The following is a 20,093-nucleotide window of genomic DNA, read 5'->3' on the forward strand; positions in this document are numbered from 1 at the left end:
AAAAAAGGAAAGGAACTCATATGAAACCATCAACCATTAACCAAACGAGTAGACATGAATCAATGGATGCGATTTTACAAGATGTAAAGACAACCATTTTACAAACCAACGAAATCGAACGCTTCGCTGTTTTTTCACGTGAAAAAACCATTCGACCGCGGCCGTATCACCTCTCTCATTTATTTCTCGACAAGCACATTGAGCAGGAGGCCGCAGCGGAAGCGATACAGACGCAAACGGCTGTACCTGCTTTGGCCGATATGCCGCCCGCTCTTTCCTATGGAGGGGATCTCGACGTCACACAAGGCGCACAGACCTTACAGGACGTCTTAACAGAGGCTGCAAAAACGACAAATGGGCTTACGTATATCGTGAATAGCAAGAACGAACTCACACAATCTTATGCGCAGTTACAAGGAGACGCCGAGAGGGTTCTGACTGGTTTAAGGGCACTGGGGCTTAAGGCAGGCGATCCTGTTTTCTTTCAATTCTCATCGAATCATGCCATGGTCACTGCCTTTTGGGCATGTGTATTAGGCGGATTTGTTCCAACGCTTGTGTCGGCTGCCCCAACCTATCGGGAGATGAATGCTGCAGTGAAGAAGCTTCATCATGCTTGGAAGCTGCTCGAGCATCCGCTCATCCTAACAGATGACTCACTGATCGAGGAGGTGCAAGGGTTAGCCTTACTGTGGCATACAGACCAAATACGTGTCGCAGCAGTTGAGCCGATGCTGACATTAGAAAGAGATACAGCCGCTCACCCTGTCGCGCCGGATGATTCCGTCTTCTTTATCTTAACGTCTGGAAGTACAGGGATGCCAAAGTGTGTAGAGCATTCCCATAGAAGTGTGCTGGCGAACGTCAAAGGAACAGTGGCAGCAAATCAATTTACACAAGAGGATGTCTCGTTAGACTGGATGCCTTTAGATCATATTGGTGGCATCGTGATGTTCCACCTTGTCAATGTGTACACAGGCTGCGAGCAGATTCGGGCAAGAACAGATGACTTTATCGCTCAGCCGCTGCGGTGGCTTGACTGGATGGACCGCTACCGTGCAACGAAGACGTGGGCACCTAACTTTGCATTTGCGATGATCAATGATTATGAGAAAGAGATTTCATCAGGATCTTGGGATCTGTCGGCGATGACCTGCATGATCAATGGGGCAGAGGCGGTCGTGCCAAAAACCATCCACCGATTTCTACACCTGCTTGCTCCGCACGGCTTAAAGGGAGATGTGATCAGACCGGCTTTCGGCATGTCTGAAATCTCATCAGCGGTTGTGTTTTCCTTTGCGATTGAGCGTGGAGATGAAAACAGCGGGGTTCTGACCTTTGAGGAAACGTCGCTGACAGAGCAGCTAAGACCTGCAGAAGCACGTGAGACAGGAACCGTCAGCTTTACAGAGTTGGGCAAACCGATTCCAGGTATCACGATACGCATCGTCAATCATCAGCATGAGCTTCTTCCAGAAGATCATATTGGCCGTGTGCAAATAAAAGGTCCAACCACCATGAAGGGCTATTACCGGAATGACGAAGCGAATCAAGAAGTATTTCAAGCGGATGGCTGGTTTCACACAGGTGATTTAGGTTTCCTGCACGAAGGAAGGCTGACACTAACCGGTAGAGAAAAAGACATGATTATCATCAACGGGAAAAACTATCACAACTATGAAATTGAAGCCATAGCAGAGGAAGTACCGGGAGTAGAAACGAGCTTTGTGGCTGCTTGTTCCGTCCGAATGGAGGCTTCTGCATCCGATGAACTGATTCTCTTTTTTACACCGAAGCTGTATGAGCCGACTTATATTATGAGGGCAAGTCAGCACATTAAATCCCATATTGCAACAAAAATGGGCTTGTCTGCATCTCGCATCATTCCTGTCCAGAAGCATGCATTTCCCAAAACAAGCTCTGGAAAAATAGAAAGGGCACAGCTCAAGACAAGATGGCAAGAAGGCGAATTTGATGAAATGATCATGGAAATGGATATGAGACTTGAAAATGAACATACCTTGCCTGATTGGAGTTATCAAAAGAAGTGGATACCTGCTCCACTTGATGCAGCTGACAAGCAGATCGTAGGGGACGTTGTGATCTTCGCAGATCCATTAGGACTGGCAGATCATTTGAAATCTTTCGCAAACAGTGAACAAACATACATTACGGTTGAACCGGGTCAAGCGTTCAAACAACTCACACACACTCACTTCATCATCCACCCGAATCGGCCGTCTGACTACGAACAACTCTTTGAGACGCTCCGTTCGTATGGCGTTTCGGTGAAACACATCATTCACCTTTGGAACTATACAAACCAAGAAGACAAGCTTTATGTGGACAAGGCAAAACAAGCGCAGAAAACGGGCAGCATGAGTGCATTATTTTTAACAAAAGCCATTTCCGTCTATGAGGAGCAGGTGGCCATCACTTTTGTCTCAGCCCATGCGATGAATGTGCCGGAGGATCAAATCCACGATGTAGAAAAAGCAACGACAGTAGGACTGATGACAGCAATTCAGCATGAATGGCCGTTTATCAAGGTGCAATGTCTTGATTTTTCTCTAGCAGAATCGGTATCTAGTCATTCCCATGCAATGGCGATAATGGCAGAACTCACACATGACCAAGATCGTCATGTTGCTGCTTATCGTCAAGGTGTTCGTTATATTCCCTTTTTAGCACCTCTTCATTTGGAAAAGGAACAGAAAAGGAAAGAGCCGCCATTTGAATCATCTGGGCTTTATGTCATAACAGGCGGGCTAGGCGGAATTGGACGTTTAGTCAGTGAACACCTACTGACATCTTATCAAGCACATCTCGTGTTGCTTGGAAGGAAAGAGAGAGAGGCACTTTCTAGTGACCAGCAAGAGACATTGTCTTTGCTAGAAAAGCAGGCAAAATGGCGTGGCGGCAAGGTTCTTTATGAGAAAGCAGACATCACGGCTGAAAAAGAGGTGGAAGCGATCATCTCTAGACATGAGGTCGCTGGAAATCGAAGGCTGGATGGGATCATTCATTTCGCAGGTATCATTCAAGAAGAACTGCTTGCTGATATGACATCTGTGTCTCTGAATGACATGTACGAAGCGAAGGTATATGGAACGATTGCGCTTCATGAAGCTGCCTCCAAACGCAGGAATGTTTTATTTCTTTCCAGCTCGTCAGCCCGAACGCTAAAGGGCGGTATGACTGTCGGCGCCTATTGCGCTGCCAATGAGTTCGTGGAACAATTTGCTCATTATCAGAAGCTGACATCTACAGTGAAGCCATATTGCTTTAGTTTCAGCATGTGGGACGAGATTGGAATGAGTGAAGGCTCCATGATAAAAGGCATGTTAAAAGAAAGAGGTTATCTCCCAATTTCAAAGCAGGCAGGCTTCCAAACGATGCTCGCATGTCTGATGACAGATGCTCCGCTCATTTATGCGGGATTGGATCGATCGAAAAAAGAGATTCACGAGATGGTCCATGCGGATGCGGAGATGCAAACAGAGCAGACCTTTTACGTCTTTTTCAAAACTGATCAAACAAAGGCGGTTGAAGAGCGGCTGTATCAATCGATTCATACGTGTTTACAGTCCCGTCTATCTGGTGAATATGCCGTGCATTTGTTTCCTGAGGAATATTGGAAAGAAACAGAAGATGGATCGCCAGACGAGGCATATTTTCATGAATTAATAGAGGAAAGCGGAATGGATTCAGACAACAGAGCACCTCACACAGAAACGGAGAAACTGCTCGCACACATTTGGTCAGAGTTGCTCGATGTCTCGGATGTCAGCTGCGGCGATCATTTCTTTTTACTAGGAGGTCATTCGCTGAAGGCGACGCAAATGCTGTCTGCGGTTAGACAAAAAACAGGGTTTGACGTGCCACTTGCTGTGTTGTTTGAACATACGAGACTCGGAGAATTAGCGGATTGGATCGATTCAAATGCCAAAGCAGATGAAGTGATTCCGATGAGAAAAATGGAGAAGGGTCAGGACATTCCGATGTCTTATGCCCAGCAAAGACAGTGGTTCCTCTATCAATTAGAGCCGGATTTGCCATTATACAATAATACGATTTCGTTTCGGATGAATGGGCCTTTAGATATCAAGGTGCTTCAGGAAAGTCTGCATCATATGGTGGAAAGACATGAATCGCTCAGAACGTCCTTTACGATGAGCGGGGATGAACCGGTACAGGTCATTCATGAACAGATGGCCCTTCCAGAGCTTGAGGTGATGGACCTTTCAGGCATAGCGTCACAGGAAGAGAAAGAACAAAAAGCGGCTGAATGGGCGAAAGAAGAGGCATCCACACCTTTTCAATTAGAACACGAAGCGCTCTTTCGAGTGAAGCTGATTCGACTTTCACCCGCAGAGCATATCTTGCTGATGTCCATTCACCACATCGTGTCAGATGGCTGGTCGATCGGCATTGTTGCAAGAGAATTATCCGAGTGGTATACAGCGGAGATCGAAGGGCGGGAGCCTCACTTGCCGGCACTGCCTATTCAATATGCGGATTACGCACTGTGGCAGAAGGAGTATTTGACAGGAGAGCCACTAGATAAGCAGCTTGCCTATTGGAAGGAGCAATTTGCGGCACCTGTTGAAGATTTGGTATTGCCGTATGATCATCCGCGGCCGGCCGTTCAATCCTACAAAGGGAAGACGAAAACATATCAGCTGTCGAAGTCACTGTCTGAAAAGATTGATGAGCTATCTAAGAAAACAGACAGCACACTGTATATGACCTTGCTGTCGGCTTTCTCTACGCTATTACATCGATTGTCTTCACAGGACGAGTTTGTCATTGGCTCGGTCATTGCTGGGAGAAATCGAACGGAAATGGAGCATTTAATCGGATTTTTCGTGAATACATTGGCGCTTCGGATCGACCATAGCGGGAATCCAGCCTTTACGGAATTATTAGAGCGAGTGAAGGAGACAACCGTCGGTGCTTATGCACATCAGGATGTGCCGTTTGAGATGGTGGTCGATGAATTGAATATTGTGCGTGATGCCAGTAAGCAGCCGCTGTTTCAGGTCATGTTTGTTCTGCAAAACCTACCGCTGGAAGCTTCTCCAATGGGAGAGGCGACGTCGGTTTTAGCCATTGAGGATAATGATACAGCGAAATTTGATCTCTCTCTGTTTGTGTTTGAAGGAGCTGAAGGGCTTCAGTTAAAGCTTGAGTATCATGCGGATTTATTTTCTGATGACACGATGGAGCGATTCCTTGCATACTACGAGCACCTGCTTGAAGGAATTTGTGAAAATCCAGCGCAGCCGATCAGACAAGTGAATTTCCTGCCAGAGAAAGAAAAGCATCAATTGCTCTATGAATGGAGCGGAAAGACTGATCAACCAAAAGGTCCGCTACTCATGACGGAACGATTTGAAGCGCAAGTGAAAAAGACACCTCATGCAGTGGCGCTCGAGTTCCAGGGAGATGAGTGGACGTACCAGGAGTTACACGGGAAAGTCGATCGTCTTGCAGCCTATTTGCAGCAGCGAGGCGTGACGCCGCATGAACCAGTTGGACTGCTCATCGACAGATCGCCTGAAATGATTCTTGGGGTGCTGGCCATTGTGAAAGCAGGAGGGGCTTATGTGCCAATTGATCCTGAATATCCAGATGCCCGCATTGACTATATGCTGAGAGATACAGGGATTCAGCTTTTACTGACAAAAAATGAATGGCTGAAAAAAGTATCCATCCATCAAACGGAACTTATTTGTCTTGATCAAGGGTATGAAGAATTTTTACCAGAAGCAGAGGTCATGCCCGCTGCACTAAGACCTGATGGACTTGCTTATATCAATTACACATCGGGGTCAACTGGACAGCCAAAAGGAGTACTGATCCCGCATCAAGCGGTCGTCCGGCTTGTGTGTGAAACAGACTATGTCACCCTTAATGAACAAACGCGCATTTTACAAATCGCCAGCTTCTCTTTTGATGCTTTTACGTATGAAATATGGGGAGCCCTTTTAAACGGGGGAAGGCTCATACTGACGGATCGAAATACCATTTTATCAATGGATACATTAGCGGAAGCACTAAAAACTTATCAGATTACAACAGGGTTTCTGACTGTGCCGCTGTTCAACCGTTTAACAGAAGAACATCCAGAAGCTTTATCTGGTCTTCATGCATTATTGATCGGCGGAGATGCCTTATCAGCCGCTCATATCCGAAAAGCACTACCGTATTTGCCTGAAGGGCTTTTAAATGGATATGGACCAACAGAGAATACGACGTTCTCCTGTGTGCATCACATTCGAGCACTAGAAGAAGATCAGGCGACGGTCCCGATTGGACAGCCTATTGCTTATTCACAAGCTTATGTATTAGATGACCAAATGCAGCCAGTTCCGCAAGGCGTCATCGGCGAAATTTATGTTGGCGGCACAGGGCTAGCACTTGGTTACCTTGGAGATGAAGAAAAAACAGCATCATCATTTATCCCGCATCCTTTCCAAGAAGGAGCGCGTTTATATAAAACAGGCGATATGGGCCGCTGGCTGTCAAATGGCATCATTGACTGTCTTGGAAGAATCGATCATCAAGTGAAAATTCGTGGACACCGCGTGGAATGCGGAGAAATTGAAGCCGCTATGCTGACATTTGATGACATCACAGAATGTGCCGTTATCCCGCATCAGCATGAGAGTGGTCATAAGCGATTGATCGGTTATTTTGTCCAAAAAGGCGGCATGACCACGCAAGACATTCGCCATAACTTAAAAGACATTCTGCCAGATTATATGGTGCCAAGCCTATTAATAGAGCTGGATGAATTACCGCTCACGCCAAATGGCAAGGTAGACCAAAAGCGTCTTCCACCGCCAGAGTGGAGACAAGAAGAAGTAGAAACAGCCATTGACAAAGCAGCTACTGAGGAAGAACGTGTGTTAGAAAAAGTGTGGTCTCAGCTGCTAGGCGTTCCTTCTATTGGCGTCCATGATAACTACTTTGAGCTTGGCGGAGATTCCATTATTGTCATACAAATGGTGGCACGCTTAGCACAGGAAGGCTACGTCATCCAGCCGAGAGATGTATTTGAAAAACAGACCATCTCACAACTCGCACAAGCGATGAGAAAGTCAGAGGTCTCTACGGTCTATGATCAATCACCTGTGACAGGAGAGGTTCGTCTTCTCCCGATTCAATCTTGGTTCTTTGAGCAATCGATGACCAATCAAGATTATTGGAATCTCTCGGCGCATATTGAAATGAAGCGATCTGTTCCACATGAACAGTTAACACAGGTTCTTTCAAAACTGGTCGATCATCACGATATGCTGAGAGCTATATATACAAAAGAGGCAGATGGCACATGGATTCAAACCATTCGTGAGCCTGGCATCACACCTTGTGTCACATTCTTTGATGTGACGGATGTATCTCAGGAGGAAGCACGGGAACAAATCCGCTTGGAGACAAGTGCCTGTCAAGGAACATTGTCATTAGAGCGAGGAGAAGTGATCAAAGCGATTCTTTTCCATACAGGTAAAGACACGTCTGAGCTCTTTATTGCTGCACACCATCTCGTCATGGATGGCATATCATGGCGCATGATACAAGAAGATGTACTAAATGGATTGAAACAGCTTGCTACGGGGCAGGACATCCTATTTGCGAAAAAAACCGCCTCCTATAAGCAGTGGGCAGATGCCTTATATGAATATGCACAAACCGATCAATTACAAGCGCAGGCCTCTTTTTGGCAAAAAATCAAGGATCAAGAGGAAGAAGGTTCTCCTTTCCAACTGCCTGCGCTTTCTAATATAGAAGAACATGCAGAGATCCTGTCGGTTCAGCTCACAAAGGAACAAACAGATATGTTACTTAGACAGGCCTCACAAGCATACCGAACAGAGATTAACGATTTACTGTTAGCAGGACTCACGCAAGCCATTGGAAAGCCAATGCTCATTACCTTAGAAGGGCACGGACGCGAGGATTTATTTGAACAGATGGATTTGTCACGGACAGTCGGCTGGTTTACAAGCTCTTATCCTATTTTTATTCCTTTTATACAAACCGATGTTGCAAGACAAATCAAAGACGTCAAAGAAACCTTACGAGCTGTGCCGCAAAAGGGAATCGGCTACGGTTTGCTTCAATACATGACAGAATCTCGTTTACTCAAAACGGTAACGCCGCAGATGAGCTTTAATTACCTCGGTCAGTTAGATCAGGCAGATGGCGAAGCCAAGCTGTATATAGCAGACGAGCGAAATGGACATGTTCACGATCCGAAAGCAGAAAGACAGCATTTGATCGATGTGTATGGATATGTGACAGATGGTCAGTTGCAGATGAACTTTATGATCAATCGTGAACTGCTACAAGATCAAGAGGTGCGGTTGTTACCTGAACGTTTTAAAGAAAAAATGGAGATCATCTTGACGCATTGTGTTGAAACGAGCGGCGGCTTTACACCATCTGATTTTCCGATGGTTCAGCTCACGCAAAAGCAAATAGATGAACTTCCAGACAATGTAGTCGATGTGTATCCGCTGTCTCCAATGCAGCAAGGAATGCTGTTTCATGCACTGCTAGATCAAGACTCACAAGCTTATTTTGGTCAGGTGCATATGACGCTCCAAGGCTTAACAAACGGCGATGCCTATGAACAAGCTTGGAATCTTCTTGTAGAACGTCATTCGATTTTGAGAACAAAATTCGCTTGGGAAGGGCTGAAGGAGCCTGTTCAGTTCATTCAATCAGAAGGAAGCATCCATCTCACTCAGCACGATGTGCGCCACCTGAGTGATGCGAAGCAAGAAGAGACAATCGAACACTTTTTAGTATCTGATCGTTCAAAGGATTTCCATTTAGACCATATAGATGAACCGCTAATTCGGATTGCTTTATTCCGTTGTGATGAGGAAAGATGCACGTTTGTCTTTAGTTTTCATCACATTTTAATCGATGGATGGAGTTTGTTCAGTTTTATTCAGGAATCCTTTGCGCTGTATCGCTCTCTTGTGGACGACCGAGAGATCAGTCTTTCTACAGTCCGTCCATATAAAGATTTTATCGAATGGCTGCAAAAGCAGGATCAAGAGAAGGCGCAAGAATTCTGGCAGCGTTATATGTCAGGCGTAGAGGAAGCGACACCGCTTCCAGGAGACGGCGAAGAACATGCTTTAGACCAAGAAGTAAGCATGGCGCAGTCCAGCGTCAAATTGACGCCAGAGATGCAGCAGAAGCTGGAGAAGATGACTGGCAAGCAGAAGGTCACGATGAGCACACTGATTCAATCAGCGTGGGGACTGCTCTTGCACCTTCATTCGGGCGCAGAGGATGTCATATTTGGGGTGACCGTATCTGGCCGGCCAGCCGACTTACCAGAAGTGGAAAGCATGACAGGGCTCTTTATTAACACATTGCCGCTTCGTTTACCGATCCATTCGGACTGGACGATTGCACGATTGCTCGCCCATACACAGGAAACCGTTTTTCAGATGAGAGAATACGAGTATACCGTACTGCCAGATATTCAGCAGATGACGGAAATTCCAAATGGAGAGGCATTGTTTCACAGCATTGTCGTGTTTGAAAACTATCCGATTGAGTCCATTGAGCCGTATGGCGTACGCATTTTAGACATCGCCAGTCATGAAGAAACAAATTATGACTTAACCCTTGTCGCAGTGCCGGGAGATACGCTGGAGCTTCGGATCACATACAACTTAAATCAATATACAGAAAAGCAAATACAAACGCTGATGCAGCAGCTGATTCACACACTTGAAGCCATGACAGAACAAGTGGATACGCCGCTATCTTCCTTCACAATTGTGACAAATGAGGAAAAAGAGCGGATGATCAGTGATTGGGCGAAAAACGCATGTGTCAGCGTGCTATACCCAGACCAAGAAGAAGTTTATGCAGGCGTACATGATCCTGCCTATGAAACGGAAATATATGTCCTGAATGAAGAACATCAGCTCATGCCGATTGGATTTCCTGGAGATATTTTTATCGGCGCCAAAGAGATCAAAGCACTTTTTGGAGAGCTAGCCGATTGGATGGAGGCGCATAAAATTCCGCATCCATTCAAACATCAAACAGGCGAATACCTTTATCCGACAGGGGATGTCGGCGTTTGGACGGAAGAAAGCAAGATTCAGATTTTGGATTGGATGTAGGAGGAGAAGAAGAATGCTAGTTAGTAGACGAAAAGGAAATGCAGCAAATCATATTGTCAGGATCAATGGAAAACGAATCGATCTCAAAGCATTAGAGAAAGTCTTCATGCTTCACTTTCCACTAAAGGAATGTGCGCTCATCCCGAAGAAAAATCAAGAAGGAGGCCTATCGCTTGTGCTGTTTGCACAGGCGAAGGACCCTTCGCTGACAAGAGAGGATTTGATGAAAGGCCCGCTTCATCCTGATGAAGTGCCAGCCGCACTCGTCCTCGTCTCTTCCTTGCCGCGAAAAGAAAGTGGAGCGGTCGATACCGAGGCGCTGCTTGCCATTGATGTACTAGATGAAGAGGAACGAAGAAAGATAGAAGAGCGCACGAAAGCCATAGATGGAGTAGAGGAAGCAGCTGTTTTGATAGAGAGTCAGACAGAAAAACAAACACCTTATCATTTAGATGACCTCTTCCCGGATAGACAGCGTACAAATGGAAACGAATCGTTTTCAAAAGATGAAGTCAGCCAAACCATACAATCCTCCGTACAAGAAAAACCACCAGCTCTTGTTTATGGAGGTGATGTGATCAGAAAACTAGGTACACCAGTCACATTGACAGAGGTACTGATCCGAGCCGCCTTTATGTCACCAAATCGCGGAGTCACGTATCTCAAAGAAGGCGGTCATGAGGTGATCCAGACTTACCCGGAATTGCTCACAGGAGCGGAACGTGTCCTATCTGGATTAAGGGCAGCCGGACTTTCAAACGGCGATCAAGTGCTGCTTCAATTGAAAGATCATCAAGATTTTATCACGGTATTCTGGGGCTGTATTCTCGGTGGAATCATTCCAACCCCAGTCTCTGTACCGCCGGTGTACGATGAAATGAATCAAGGCGTGAACAAGCTCAAGGGCGTGTTTCAGCTGCAAAATGAGCCATTCATTATTACAAACGAAGCGAGTGCTGAGGACATTGCAGGACTGCGTAAAACATTTGAATCAAAAGCGATTCCGATTTTAACAATCGAAACATTACTTGCCTGTGATCCAGATGAACAGCATTATGAGCCAGAGCCGGATGAGCCTGTGCTTCAGCTGCTGTCCTCAGGAAGTACGGGTGTGCCAAAGTGTATCCGGCACAACCATCAAAGCATTTTATCTAGAATCATTTCCTTTGAGCAGGCAAATGGTTTCACGCATGAGGATGTATCAATGAACTGGATGCCGCTTGATCATGTAGGGGGCATTGTCATGTTTCATGTCCATGATGTGTACCTCGGCTGCCAGCAAATTAGTCCATCCATTGACCAATTTATCGAACGTCCGATGGTGTGGCTGGATTGGGTAGAAAGATACGGTGTCACAAGGACGTGGGCGCCAAACTTTGCCTTTGCGATGATGAATGAATATGAAGACGACATTCGCAAAGGGAGCTGGGATCTCTCCACCTTGACTTATATCATGAACGCCGCCGAAGCAGTTGTTCCTAAAGTGACGCAGCGTTTCATGCACATCATGGGTGAGCACGGATTAAGCCGCCATGCGATGGTGCCGGCTTATGGCATGTCAGAAACATCATCAGCCATTGTCCAGTCAAAAGAATTCATGCGTCATGATGATCAGGATGGACAACTGACCATTGATCAGACCTCATTAACAAGTGAGATTCAATATGTGACGCACGATCATCCGCACAAGATGACCTTTACAGAAGTTGGTGCACCCATCCCTTCTGTATGGATTCGGATTGTTGATGAGCATCACCATGTGCTGCCAGAAGATCAAGTCGGCCGCTTGCAGGTGAAGAGTCCAACGATTATGATGGGCTACTATCAAAATGAGGAAGCGAATGAAGAAGTATTTGCGGAAAACGGCTGGTTTCATACAGGAGATTTAGGATTTATTCATGAAGGGCGCCTAGTCCTCACAGGGCGGGAAAAGGATATCATCGTCATCAACGGCGCGAACTATTTGAATTACGAAATTGAAGCCGTTGTGGAAGAGGTTGAGGGGGTTGAAGTCACCTTTGCCGCTGCGTACGGCATTTACAATCCCGAATCAAGTAATGACACACTCGCCGTCTTTTTTGTCACGCAGAAGGATTCGATAGAGGATCAAATCACAATGATTCAGCAGATTAGAGAGAGCATCATTCGCAAAATGGGAATCGAACCTGACCACATCATTCCGGTGAAAAAAGACCAATTTCCGAAAACAGAAAGCGGAAAAATCCAACGTGCCCAACTAGGTGCGGCACTGAAAGATGGGGTGTTTCATGACATTGAACGTGCACTTGATCTTGCTTCGGAAAATGAACAAACCCTCCCAGATTGGTTCTTTAAACGTATTTGGGTAAAAGAGAATATCGGTCCATCTCAGCCAGTCTCCACTGATCATGTACTCGTATTTGAGGATGAAAAAGGGCTTTATCAATCGCTTTATACACAATTTGAACAAATGAACCTGCCTTATGTTTCTGTGAAAAAGGGTCATGAATTTTTACGCCTGTCAAAAGGGATGTATCAGATGAACCCTCGAATCAAGGGGGATTACGTCAGGCTTGTGGCGGCGCTTGAAGCCGATGAATTAAAAATTGACCGTATGCTCCACTTGTGGAATGTGTCAGACAAGGAGATGATTGCCAGCCCTGCGCAGTTCAAAGAACTGAATGCAAGCACCAGCCAATCCATTTTGTATTTGTATCAAGCATTGAGACAAGAAAATAAAGAGCCGATGCGTCTCGTTGTTGTCACAAAAGGTGGTCAATTTGTAAAACCGCAAGATGAGCTTCATGTGGAGAAAACGTCTCTTGCTGGATTATTAAAAACCATCCCGCAAGAATGGGAAGGGGCAGAAGTGTCTCACCTTGATATTGAAGCGGAGAATGTGGAACAGGATGCCAAGCATATTGCGGACGAACTAGGTGCGATTCATTTAAAAGCAGAAGTGTCTTACCGGCATGGCCAGCGCCTCGTACCAAAGCTGGAAAAAGTGAATATGATGACGGCACCTCAGACAGAAGGGTTTTTAGAATATGAAGGCTTGTACTTGCTGACTGGCGGGCTTGGCGGTATTGGATTTGAACTGTCTAAGCAAATGCTCCAATTTGGCTTGAAGCTCGTGTTAATTGGACGGACATCCCTTGAAGAAGACAGAGAAAAAGAGGCGTCATTCTCACAACTTAAAGATCTGGGAGACGTCCTTTATGTACAAGCCGATGTGACGAATTTATGTGACGTCGAGCAGGCGATTTATGAAGCAGAAAAACATTTCGGACAGTCGATCCGAGGAGCGCTTCATTTAGCCGGTGCTGGCAATGTATCTGAGCACTTTCAGCATGTGGATACGTACACACTGGCTCATACAACAGAAGAAGATTTCGTCAAAGAACTTTCAGGGAAGGCAGACGGTGCTTGGGTGCTGCAGGAAGCTTTCAAGCATGATCCGTCAGTGCCACTCGTCTTTTTTGGATCAGTGAATGGCTTTTTTGGTGGTACCACATTTGGCGCATATTCTGCGGCGAACAGCTTTTTAGATGGACTCGCACATGCCCTTACCTATCATGAGGGAAGAAGAGCGATTTCGTTGAATTTCAGTATGTGGGATAATCTTGGTTTGTCTAAGGGACATACTGGGGCTGCGCTAACCGTTCGCAAGGGCTTTCAATTGATTGGAAAAAAACAAGGACTCCATTCATTATGTCTAGGTGTTCGGCTGAATGAAGCGCATCTATTTATCGGCCTAGATGGGGCCAATCAAGAAATTGCTGAACATCTTCAACCAGCACCAATACCACATTTTGAAAAGAAACTGTACTATACGGTGCAATCAGGCAAAGAAGTGGATGCTGACAAGATCACAGGCATCATAGAGGGGAAATGGGACATCAGGCAAGTGGAAGATATACCGAAAAAACAAGATGGCTCTATTGATCACGAAGCCCTCAAACAGTTCCATCACAAACACGCACAGCCGTTTGAAAAGCAATTGCCAGAAACGAAGACAGAGCAGGTGCTTGCGGCCATATGGGAGGATATTTTAGAAGTCGATCGTGTGTACAAAGAGGATCAATTCTTTGACCTTGGTGGACATTCATTAAAGGCCACTCAAACGATTTCACGTATTAATCATGAGTTTTCACTAAAGGCGCCGCTAAAAATATTGTTTGAAAGCAAGAATCTAGCACACTTGGCACAAATGGTCGATGACATCAATGAAGCACCAGCCATTCAGGAAGCCAGCATTCCAAAGCTGGAAAAACGAACAAGCTATGAGCTGTCACACGCTCAAAAGCGGATTTGGTTCTTATCTACATTAGAAAAGAGCCATCATTACAATATATTAGGTGCTTGGAAGCTGATGGGTCAATTACACATCCAAACGTTAACAAAGGCGATCGGTCTCTTAACAAAACGTCATGAAGCACTTCGCGCAACATTTCAAACCATTGGCGGCAAGCCGGTTCAAGTCATCCGTGAAGATCTTCCGCCATCAGTAACCGTTGCGAATTTCTCATTATTTAATGAAAAAACAAGAGTGAGAAGATTGGAACAGCTGATTCAGCAAGAGGCGAACCGCATCTATGACTTAGAACGGGGACCGCTTGCACAATGGACAATTGTTGATATGGGGAAAGAGGAATATTACTTGCTTTGTGCGCAGCATCATATCATTTCCGATGCATGGTCGCTCAGCCTGCTTATTCAAGAATTAGAAGTCGTGTATGGTGCGCTATTATCAGAGAAAACGCCTGAGCTACCTGCACTTGAGATTGAATGGACCGATTATGTTCATTGGGAGAATGAGCAATTAAAGAACCACCATGAGGCTCAGAGCTATTGGCTAGAAACGTTACAAGGAGAGCTGCCGGTATTAGAGCTCCCGTTTGACCGTCCTCGTCCGCCGGTTCAAACATTTAATGGAGCTACAGAGCAAATCGTGATAGATGAACCGCTTGTTCGTCGTTTACATGCCTTGTCGAGACAGCAGGGGACAACACTATTTATGACGATGCTGTCAGCCTATTATGTCCTGCTTCACAAGTTGTCTGGACAAACAGATGTCATTGTTGGATCGCCGATCGCTGGGCGTGATGTCGAACAATCAGAGAAGCTCGTCGGCATGTTTGTCAATACATTGGCGCTGAGACAGGACGTTTCAAAAGCCGATACCTTTGCCGATTTACTGGCAAAGGTGAAAGAAATGACGTTAAAAGCCTTTGAGCATCAGCATTATCCATTCGACAAGCTTGTGGATGACCTTTCAATGGATAGAGACCTAAGTCGTTCACCAATCTTCCAAGTCGCCATGGGGTATGTCACTGATTCGCTGGATATCAACCTAAAAGGACTGACATCGGAACAAGTGATGGTCCATCATACCGTCTCTAAATTTGATCTCACCTTGCATGTATTTGAGCAGGAGGACAAGCTGTCTATCCATGTGGAATATAATACGGATTTATTTGAGCAAGAAACGATCCACCGTATGATGAATTATTATCTCAATCTGTTAGATGGCATGACGGCTCAGCCTGAACGGACATTCGCTGACTTTTGCGTCATGGACAAAACAGAACAGGATGCCATGATCATAGGGAAAAATCAAACTGACACGCCTTATCCAAAGCGTACGCTGCAAGAATTATTTGAAGAACAAGTGCAGCGTGACCCGCACCGGATTGCTGTATCTTATATGGAAGAGCATATGACGTATCAAGATTTAGACGAGAAGGCGACAAAACTGGCTGCCTATTTACAGTTAAAGGGCGTTGGACCAGGTTCACTTGTCCCGATGCTGTTTGATCGTTCGTTTGACATGATGGTCTCAGTTCTAGGGATCGTCAAGTCGGGTGCTGCTTATGTACCGATGTCACCTGAGTATCCAGATGCCCGCATCGGTCTGATCGTTCGCGATACACAAAGCGATATCATTTTAACCCAGTCGCATCTGATCAAACGTTTAGACGATCTGAGCGGCACAAAGATTGAAATGGACAAGCCGTTACCAGAAACAGGCGCAGTGTATCAAAGGGAAAAATCGATTGTAGGAGAAGACCAGCTTGCCTATGTGAACTACACTTCAGGCTCAACAGGCACACCAAAAGGCGTGATGCTTCCTCATGCAGGAGTGGTCCGCTTAGTGAAAGAAACAAACTATATTGAGCTTGGTTCAGAAGATAAAATGCTTCAGCTGTCTAATTATGCATTTGATGCCTTTACCTTTGAATTATGGGGAATGCTGCTAAATGGCGGTCAGCTGGTTCTGATCCCGAAATATGCTGCTCTGAATATGGACGAATTAACTCGTTTAATCAAAACGCATCAAGTCACAGCCAACTGTTTGCCAACTGCATTATTCAACCGGCTGATTGAGCATGATCCAAAAAGTGTGGCTGGATACCGTACATTACTTGTTGGCGGAGAAGCCATGTCTAGTGAGCATGCACGAAAGGCATTGCCACATATGAAGGGTGTGCTGATCAATGCTTACGGTCCAACAGAAAACACAACATTAGCGACCACTTATCAAGTCACACACGTACCGGAGGATGCAAGATCAGTGCCAATCGGTGTGCCAGTCGCCAACTCAACGGTTGTCATACTAGATGATCATCTCAATCCAGTACCAACAGGCGTCAAAGGAGAAATCTATATCGGCGGAACAGGGCTGGCAAAAGGATATCTGCATGACCCAGAGCGCACGGAGGAGCGGTTTATTGACAATCCATTCCCGGCATTAAAAGGGGACAAACTGTATCGTTCCGGTGACCTAGGGAAATGGCGATCTGATGGCAGTATTGAATACCTTGGCCGAAAAGACAACTTGGTCAAAATTAGAGGCTACCGAATTGAATGTGGAGAAATTGAGACAGCCCTGCTCAAACATCCACAAGTAAAAGAATGTACCGTCATTGCTAAAACGTACGGTAGCTCAAAACGGCTGGCAGCCTACCTTGTCACAGATGGGGGAGAGCCTGTTCCCGGATGGAAAGCATTTTTACAGGAAAGCCTGCCAGGCTATATGATTCCAAGTTACTTTATCGTACTTGACGCAATTCCCGTCACAACGAATGGGAAGGTCGATCAAAAAGCTTTGCCGGAGCCGACAGACGCAGTCTCATCCTCACATGAAGACGATCAACCGGCAACAGAAACACAGCAGCTGATTGTGACAGCTTTCAGTGAAGTGCTTGGTGTCAAACGAGTAGGAATTCATGATTCATTCTTTGATTTAGGTGGAGATTCCATTATGAGTATTCAAGCCGTTGCCAAATTAAAAGAAAAAGGTGTCCGTGTTGATCCGAAATGGATTTTTATGCACCCAGCGCCAGCACAGTTAGCGGCATATTTGGACACAGTGCCAGAAACAGGCGAGCCTGTCGAAAGAGCGCCGAAAGACTATGTAATCGAGTTGAAAAAAGGGGATCCGGCTGAACCGAGAATTTTCTTTGCACCGCCTGCTGGTGGAACGGTGATGGGGTATATCGATGTGGCCAAGCTCATGACACATGAAGGAGCTGTTTACGCCTTGCAGTCTCCAGGCTTATATGAGGATGAAGAACCACAATTCCTTCATTATACAGAGCTTGTCACCATTTTTATTGAAGCCATTGAGACATTCTATCGACCAGGCATTGATTATTTGGCAGGGCATTCTATGGGCGGACATCTTGCTTACGGAATGAATCAGAGACTCTGTCATGCAGGAAAAGCGCCAAAAGGATTGATCATTTTAGATACGGTTCCGGTATTAAGAGATGAGGCAGATCAAGCGCTTCATGCCGATATGAACGAAGAAGAAGTGAAAATGCTCGCCCTCGTCCTAGGTATGGGGAACCTCGTCGGCATCAAACCAGAAGCATTACAAGGGCTCAGCTTCCAAGAAGTGAAGCAGAAAATCCTCAAAGAAGCAGAAAAGGATGAAGTCGTTCATCAATTTATGAATGATCACTATTTAGATAAATACTTGCAAATGCAGACTCATAATACCATCATGTCACAAGCCATTGAATTAGAAAAAGACCCATTCTCTGTGCCGTTTTATATTATACAAAGCAGCGATCACGCCACAGATTTCCAGAAGAAATTTGCCGATTGGGAAGCTTACACGAGAGAAACGTGCTCGTATTATCAAATAAAAGGCGACCATGTGACCATGATGAAAAGACCGCAGGCAGATCAACTTGCGCAGATTCTTGAAACGATCGTAAAGGGGTAAGGACGTATGAACCAATTATTTAAAACCTTTGAAAAAAAATCAGATCTCATTCAGCTTATTTGTTTTCCTTTTGCTGGCGGATATTCCGCCTCTTACCGTCCGCTCTTTGAACAGCTGAAGGACACGGCCGAAGTGACAGCAGCAGAGCCTCCGGGTCATGGAACGAACCTCATGCCGCTTGAAACAAGCATTGACCGGCTGGCTGAATTGTATAAAGAAGGACTGACAGGCAAATTAAACCGTCCATTTATTTTGTTCGGACATTCCATGGGCGGACTTGTGGTGTACAGGCTGACTCAGTTGCTAGAAAGGGAAGGCATCGATCCGGCAGCGGTTGTCATTTCTGCCATTCAGCCACCGCAAACAAAAAGACAAATATTGACCCATTTATCGAATGAAGCATTTGTTCAGCATATCGCTGAAATGGGCGGGATTCCAAAAGAATTGTTAGAGAACAAGCCAATGATGGATTACTTTACACCATCCTTACGTGCCGACTATCAAGCATTAGAATCCTTCCAGCACACAGACAAAACAATCATTAAATCACCCGTTTATTTATTGAACGGAAAGCAAGATAAGAAATGCATGGAAGACGCAGACGGCTGGCTAACATGGGCAAACGCCATCGAACGTACTGATTTCGAAGGAGGGCACATGTATATCAACACACACCTCGAGCAGTTCGCAGAACATATGAGGCATGTCATTGAGCAGACAACAAAAAGGCAATTCATCAGCCAATAAAAGAAAACAACGGCCCCGTCAAACGAGGGCCGTTTTCTTTATGAATTCCCCTTCCTCACCACATTCCCGCCAATCACTCCGCCAATAACGAGCACAGCCCCGATGAGGTGAACCATATCAATCGTTTCATGTAAAATAAGCACGCCAGCGGCAATGGTAATGAAAGCAGATAGATTGTTAAAAATACTCACCTTTGCTGCTTCAAGGTGGGAAAGAGCATAGTTTGATAAATACGCTGTGAGCAGTGATGAGAGAATGCCTAAAAAGAGCATAGACCATACAAAGGATGGCTGCGTAAACGGACTGAAAAACTGCGGTAGTGTAGCATGTACCGAGTGCCGAATGAGAGCAGCAGCATTAAAGAAGACAAATCCAAAGAATGTCATCACGAAAGTCAGTTCAATGACATGGAATCGCCGTGTCATCACTCTGGCAAATACGCTATAGGCACTGGATGATAAGGCTGAAAGTAAGATCAGCACATAACCAATGAGATGAGAATGTTTCACATCAATTCCCTTCACCACAAAGAGGAGCATCACCCCGGACACAGAAAGAATGGTAAACAGCACCTGAATCGAGGTAGGACGTTCCTTTAAACACCATGCTGCAAGCACCATTGTCAAAATAGGGATGGTCGCCTGAATAATGCCGGCCTCTGATGAAGAGGTGAACATCAGCCCCCACACTTGAAATGCAAAAAACAACACAGGATAAAGCAAGGAAAAAGGCACAATGTAAATGAGATCACGCCATTGAATGGAAAAACGATACTTTTTTCGCAAAAATGGAAATAACAAAAGAGCCGCTGCAAAAGAAACAGTAAATCGGTGTGCCAATACATCTATCGGATTCGCTGATGCTAAGGCTACTTTGACAAACAAGAATGAAAAACCAATTATACAGGCGTATGCGATCGAAGCAGCATACGCTTTTTGTTTTGACATATCCATCAGAATTCTCCTTACACG

4 protein-coding genes are annotated in these 20,093 nt (G+C 45.5%); 3 read left to right on the forward strand and 1 reads right to left on the reverse strand.

The annotated features are described in order from the left end of the window. The first annotated feature begins 20 nt into the window (after positions 1-20). Genes NST09_RS02010 through NST09_RS02020 form a run of 3 tightly spaced genes read left to right on the forward strand, consistent with a single transcriptional unit; the run spans position 21 to position 19,122 of the window. Positions 21-10,163, forward strand: a complete 10,143-nt coding sequence (locus NST09_RS02010) for an amino acid adenylation domain-containing protein (protein WP_342493294.1) — start codon at positions 21-23, stop codon at positions 10,161-10,163. 13 nt (positions 10,164-10,176) lie between these two features. Next, positions 10,177-18,375: an amino acid adenylation domain-containing protein gene (locus NST09_RS02015; RefSeq protein ID WP_342493295.1), complete on the forward strand. Its 8,199-nt coding sequence runs from the start codon at positions 10,177-10,179 to the stop codon at positions 18,373-18,375. A gap of 6 nt (positions 18,376-18,381) precedes the next feature. Further along, the gene (locus NST09_RS02020) at positions 18,382-19,122 is read left to right on the forward strand and encodes an alpha/beta fold hydrolase (protein WP_048001291.1); all 741 of its coding nucleotides are present in this window, start codon (positions 18,382-18,384) and stop codon (positions 19,120-19,122) included. A gap of 38 nt (positions 19,123-19,160) precedes the next feature. Here NST09_RS02020 and NST09_RS02025 read toward each other — a convergent pair whose 3' ends face one another. Beyond that, positions 19,161-20,075 carry a DMT family transporter gene (locus tag NST09_RS02025; protein ID WP_008347299.1) on the reverse strand — a complete coding sequence of 305 codons (915 nt, stop codon included), beginning with the start codon at positions 20,073-20,075 and terminating at the stop codon, positions 19,161-19,163. Between the last annotated feature and the right edge of the window lie 18 nt (positions 20,076-20,093).

The organism is Bacillus sp. FSL W7-1346, from assembly GCF_038593335.1.
Lineage (GTDB): Bacteria > Bacillota > Bacilli > Bacillales > Bacillaceae > Bacillus > Bacillus altitudinis.

Excerpts from the sequence above, each read along its gene's own strand:
- NST09_RS02025 (WP_008347299.1), bottom strand. The coding sequence starts at position 20,075 with ATGGATATGTCAAAACAAAAAGCGTATGCTGCTTCGATCGCATACGCC.
- NST09_RS02010 (WP_342493294.1), top strand. The coding sequence starts at position 21 with ATGAAACCATCAACCATTAACCAAACGAGTAGACATGAATCAATGGAT.
- NST09_RS02020 (WP_048001291.1), top strand. The coding sequence starts at position 18,382 with ATGAACCAATTATTTAAAACCTTTGAAAAAAAATCAGATCTCATTCAG.
- NST09_RS02015 (WP_342493295.1), top strand. The coding sequence starts at position 10,177 with ATGCTAGTTAGTAGACGAAAAGGAAATGCAGCAAATCATATTGTCAGG.